The organism is Kitasatospora sp. NPDC004799, from assembly GCF_040609095.1.
GTDB lineage: Bacteria > Actinomycetota > Actinomycetes > Streptomycetales > Streptomycetaceae > Kitasatospora.
Window position 1 is genome coordinate 1 of record NZ_JBEXJK010000549.1, and the last position, 4,578, is coordinate 4,578.

The window sequence follows — 4,578 nt, forward strand, 5'->3', positions numbered from 1 at the left end:
CTTCGGTGGCTTCGGCGGCTTCGGTGGTCTCGATGGCGGCGTCGGCTCCGGTGGCGGCGTGGGCCGGCTCCGGGAGCGGGAGGTCCGCCGCGGCCTCCCGTCACGCATCCACCGGGCGCGCCGCCGGCCGCCCGGACGGCACCGCACGCCCTCTCGCACCTCTTCGCGCCCGTTTACGCCCCCGCACACCTGCGTCACACCCCGCGCACCTCCCGAAAGGCCCCCGCATGTCCCTGGTCAACTTCCGCGACCCCGCGACGCTCACCGACCCCGCCGGCCGGTGGATCCGCCCCGGTGTCCTGTTCCGCTCCGCCCAGCCCTTCCCCGCCGCCGACGCGGCCGTCGTCGCCCAACTGCGCGAGCACGGCGTCACCACCGTCGTCGACCTCCGGAGCGAGGCCGAGAGCAGCCCCGAGGACTGGGCCGCCGCCGAGGCCGCCGGCCTCGCCGTGGTCGCGGCCCGGATGGAGCCGACCAACGAGGAGCTGGGCCGGGCCCTGCGCGCCATGACCACCGCCGAGGACCTCGGCGCCTTCTACCTGCTGATGGCCGAGTCCGCGCCGCGGGGCCTCGCCGCCGCCGTGGAGGCCGTCGTCCGCCCCGGCGGGGTGCTGGTGCACTGCGCGGCCGGAAAGGACCGCACCGGGCTGCTCACCGCGCTGCTGCTGGAGCTCCTCGGGGTGCCCGCCGAGGAGATCGTCGCCGACTACGCCCGCACCAACGCGGCGATCCGGCAGATCTGGGCCGGCCTCGCCGACCGCAACCGGGCCGCGCTCAACGCGGCCGAGGCCGAGGGGTTCACCGTCCCCGCCCCGCTGCTGGAGGCCCCGGCCGGGGCGATGAGCACCTTCCTCGACCTGGTCCGCACCCGGCACGGCGGCGCCGCCGGCCTGCTGGCCGCCTGCGGGGTCCCCGCCGGGACGCTGGACGCCTTCCGCGCCAAGGCCGCCGGTTCCGAGGCCGCTGCCGCTTCGACCATCACCGCCGAGGTGACGGCATGCTGACCCTGCTGCACCACACCGACGGCACGCCCTTCCGCGACCTCAACCACAACGGCACCATGGAGCCCTACGAGGACCCGCGGCTGCCCGTCGAGGAGCGGGTCGAGGACCTGCTCGGCCGGATGACCCTCGCCGAGAAGGCCGCCCTGATGCTGCACGGCCGGATGCTCCCCGGAGAGCACCCGCCCTTCCCCTCCGGCGCCGCGCTGATCGCCGGGCCCGGCCTCACCCACTTCGCCATGATGGCCGTCCCCGACCCGCGCGCGATGGCCGCGTGGAACAACCACGTCCAGGACCTCGCCGCGGCCGGTCGACTGGGCATCCCGGTCACCCTCTCCTCCGACCCTCGGCACGGCTTCACCGCCAACCCTGCCACCGCCCACACCGGCGGCGGCTTCAGCACCGGCCCCGAACCGATCGGCCTCGCCGCCACCGACGACCCCGGACTGGTGCGCCGCTACGCCGACCTGATCCGCCGCGAGCTGGTCGCCGTCGGCATCCGGGTCGCCATCCACCCGATGGCCGACCTCGCCACCGAGCCCCGCTGGGCCCGGATCAGCGGCACCTTCGGCGAGGACCCGGTCCGCGCCTCGCGCGTGATCACCGCCTACATCGAGGGCCTCCAGGGCGAGCGGATCGGCCCGGACAGCGTCGCCTGCATGACCAAGCACTTCCCCGGCGGCGGCCCGCAGGCCGGCGGTGAGGACTCGCACTTCGCCGCCGGGCGCCGACTGGTCTACCCGGGCGGGGAGTTCGAGACCCACCTGCGCCCCTTTGAGGCGGCCTTCGCGGCCGGCACCGCGCAGATCATGCCCGCCTACGCCATCCCCTCCGGCAGCGGCCTCGCCGAGGTCGGCGCCAACTTCAACCGGGACGTCATCACCGGTCTGCTGCGCGGGCGCTACGGCTTCGACGGCGTGGTCTGCACCGACTTCAACGCCATCACCGGCATGGACGTCCCCGGGGTGGCCACCCTGCCGCCCCGGCACTGGGGCGTCGAGGAGCTGTCCGTCGCCGAGCAGGTGGTGCTCACCCTGGACGCGGGCGCCGACCAGCTCGGCGGCGAGACCGATCCGGAGCTGATCCTGGCCGCCGTCCGCTCCGGCGCGGTCAGCGAGGCCCGGCTCGACGAGTCGGTCCGCCGCATCCTGCGCGACAAGTTCCGCCTCGGCCTCTTCGACGACCCGTACGTCGACCCGGACGCCGCCGCCGAGCTGGTCGGCGCCCCGGACGGCCGGGCGCTCGGCCACAAGGTCCAGCGCCGCTCGCTGGTCCACCTGGCGGGCGAGCCGCGCACCGCCACGGCCGCCACCCGGCTGTACGTCGAGGGGATCGACCCGGCCGTCGCCGCCCGGTACGGCACCGTCGTCGCGGAGCCGGCGCGGGCCGACCTGGCCGTCGTCCGGCTGGCCACGCCGTACGAGCGGCGCGCGGGGCTGCTGGAACAGCACTTCCACAGCGGCTCGCTGGAGTTCGAGCCGGCCGAGGTCGAGCGGCTCACCGCGCTGGCCGCCGCCGTCCCCACCGTCCTCGCCGCCCAGCTGGAGCGGCCCGCCGTGCTCACCCCGCTCGCCCCGCACGCGGCCCTGCTGATCGGGGAGTTCGGCGCCGCGGACGAGGTCGTGCTGGACGCCGCGCTCGGCCGCGCCCCGATGACCGCGACCCTCCCGTTCGACCTGCCCGCCTCCGACGCCGCCGTCGCCGCGGCCCGCGAGGACGTCCCCTTCGACACCCGCGCCCCGCTCTTCCGCTACGGCCACCGCGCCGGCGACGGGAGCTGAGCCGCGTCCGACCGGGGACCGCCGCCGACCGTGGCGGTCCCCGGTTGCTCAGAGCTTGGGCAGGCACCTGGTCGAACCCTCGGCCGCGACGGTGCCGTTGGCGACCAGGACGGTGGCGCGGGCTTCGATGCACCCCATGCCGGTGAGCAGCAGGTCGGAGTAGCTCTGGTCGACGTGGCCGAGGTGGAACTGGGTGTACGTGCCGTCGTTGGTGCGAAGGGTGCGGGTGGTGACAGTGCCTTGGTTCGGCTGGGAGAAGATCTGCTCGGCCGGGTCGAACCTCGACCAGGCGGCGGCGCACCGCGCGGAGTAGCGCAGGGACACCGTGCCGAGGGCCGTGCCGGCGGGCTGGAGCCGGCCGTCGATGACGGTCTCCTGCGGGAGGACGACCGGCGCCTGGTCGAGGTTGCCCGCGTCCTCGGCGCAGCCGTGCGGCTTGGGGTCGGTGCCGTCCTGGACCGACGGTGTCGGCGCCGCGGAGACGCCGCCGGAGGCCGGGGCGGCGTCCGGCCCGGCCCGTCCGGCGGTGCGCTCGACCGGGTGGGAGCCGGTTGCGACGAGCAGGTAGAACAGCGCGCAGTTGGCGGCGAGCGAGAGCCCGACCAGGAGGCGGGCCGCGACCGCCAGCACGGCCGGACGGCGGGGTGCCGCGCGCTCTGCGGGCACCACCGGCTCGGTGGGCTCCCCGAGTTCCTGCGCGGCCTCCTCTGGTGTGCCTTCGGCGCCCCCGGCCTCGGGGTCCACCGGGGATCCGATCTCCGTCCTGGCCTCCGCGCTGTCGCCGGAATCCGCCGGGAGCGGCTCCGTCGGCGGGTCCGCCTCCACCTCAACGGCGGGTGCGCTGCGGGCCGCCCGGCTGTCCGACTCGTGCCGGGCGGCCTCCCAGCGGCGGCGCCACCCGGCCAGCTCCGCGTCGCGGACACCGCACGCCGAGACGTAGGCCAGTGTGACGTCCAGGGTTGGAAGCGTGTTCCCAGAGGCCGCCCGGGCAAGCGTTGCGGCGGAGTAGTGCGTGGCTTTGGCGAGTTGACGGTACGTGGGCTCTCCCGCGCCGATCCGCACCGCCCGGAGTTCCGCCGCGAACCGCTCGGTCACCCCGCGCTCGGGGTCGAGCGGCACCTCCCGTCGTCCCATGAGTGCCCCACCGTTGTCTTGGATTGTCTCACCCTTGTGCGCTTCGTGTTCCGGACAACACCGCGCTGTGACTCCATCGTCCCCGTCCGGGGTCCTTCGGGAACCACCGGAGCACATCGGTTCGGGTGGCGGAGTCGCCCATGATCCAAGGGAGTCCACTGTGAACGAACGAGTCAAGCGCGGTTCGATCCGGGCCGCCGCCGTGGCGGCGGCCCTCGGGGCGGCCGTGTCCGTCTCCGTCGCGGGCGCCGACAGCGCCTCGGCCACCGTCTCGGCCTGGAGCGACTGCCCCGCGAACACCGCCTGCGGGTTCGCGGACGCGGGTGGCGGCGGCATCCACATCGAGGCCGGCGGCAGCCAATGTCTGGTCCTCTTCAACACCAACCCGCGCTTCAGTGATCTGATCAGCTCGGCCTGGAACCGGACGGGCAGTGCGATGGTCATGTACAACTGGACGACCGTTTGGGAACCGGTCAAGACGGTCAACCCCGGTGAGCAGTGGTCGGTCGGCTGGTGGGACCCGGCGAACGACATGATCGACATGATCTGTGTCGGCGGCGCACGGCCCTGACGCCCAGCCGAAGTTGAGGAGTGGGGGGGCGCGGGGGGGGGCCCGCCCCCCCCCCCCCCCCCCCCCCCCCCCCCCCCCCCGCCCGGGGCCC

General features: G+C 75.2%; 4 protein-coding genes. 3 read left to right on the forward strand and 1 reads right to left on the reverse strand.

The window, feature by feature from the left end:
- The first annotated feature begins 227 nt into the window (after window positions 1-227).
- Together ABZW03_RS37720 and ABZW03_RS37725 are read left to right on the forward strand one after the other, a co-directional pair.
- Entirely contained in the window at window positions 228-1,004 is a 777-nt protein-coding gene (locus ABZW03_RS37720) for a tyrosine-protein phosphatase (protein ID WP_355268923.1), read from the forward strand.
- A complete protein-coding gene (locus ABZW03_RS37725) occupies window positions 998-2,782 on the forward strand; it encodes a glycoside hydrolase family 3 N-terminal domain-containing protein (protein ID WP_355268925.1) in 1,785 nt (594 codons plus the stop codon). The genes ABZW03_RS37720 and ABZW03_RS37725 overlap by 7 nt, the downstream gene beginning before the upstream one ends.
- 48 nt (window positions 2,783-2,830) lie before the next feature.
- On the opposite strand, the gene ABZW03_RS37730 is transcribed toward ABZW03_RS37725, so the two are convergent.
- Entirely contained in the window at window positions 2,831-3,916 is a 1,086-nt protein-coding gene (locus tag ABZW03_RS37730; protein ID WP_355268927.1) for a helix-turn-helix domain-containing protein, read from the reverse strand.
- 160 nt (window positions 3,917-4,076) lie between these two features.
- Between ABZW03_RS37730 and ABZW03_RS37735 the strand changes: the two genes are divergently transcribed.
- Window positions 4,077-4,487, forward strand: coding sequence for a peptidase inhibitor family I36 protein (locus ABZW03_RS37735; RefSeq protein ID WP_355268929.1), 411 nt, complete (start codon window positions 4,077-4,079; stop codon window positions 4,485-4,487).
- The last annotated feature ends 91 nt before the right edge of the window (window positions 4,488-4,578 follow it).

Excerpts from the sequence above, each read along its gene's own strand:
- ABZW03_RS37720 (WP_355268923.1), top strand. The coding sequence starts at position 228 with ATGTCCCTGGTCAACTTCCGCGACCCCGCGACGCTCACCGACCCCGCC.
- ABZW03_RS37725 (WP_355268925.1), top strand. The coding sequence starts at position 998 with ATGCTGACCCTGCTGCACCACACCGACGGCACGCCCTTCCGCGACCTC.
- ABZW03_RS37730 (WP_355268927.1), bottom strand. The coding sequence starts at position 3,916 with ATGGGACGACGGGAGGTGCCGCTCGACCCCGAGCGCGGGGTGACCGAG.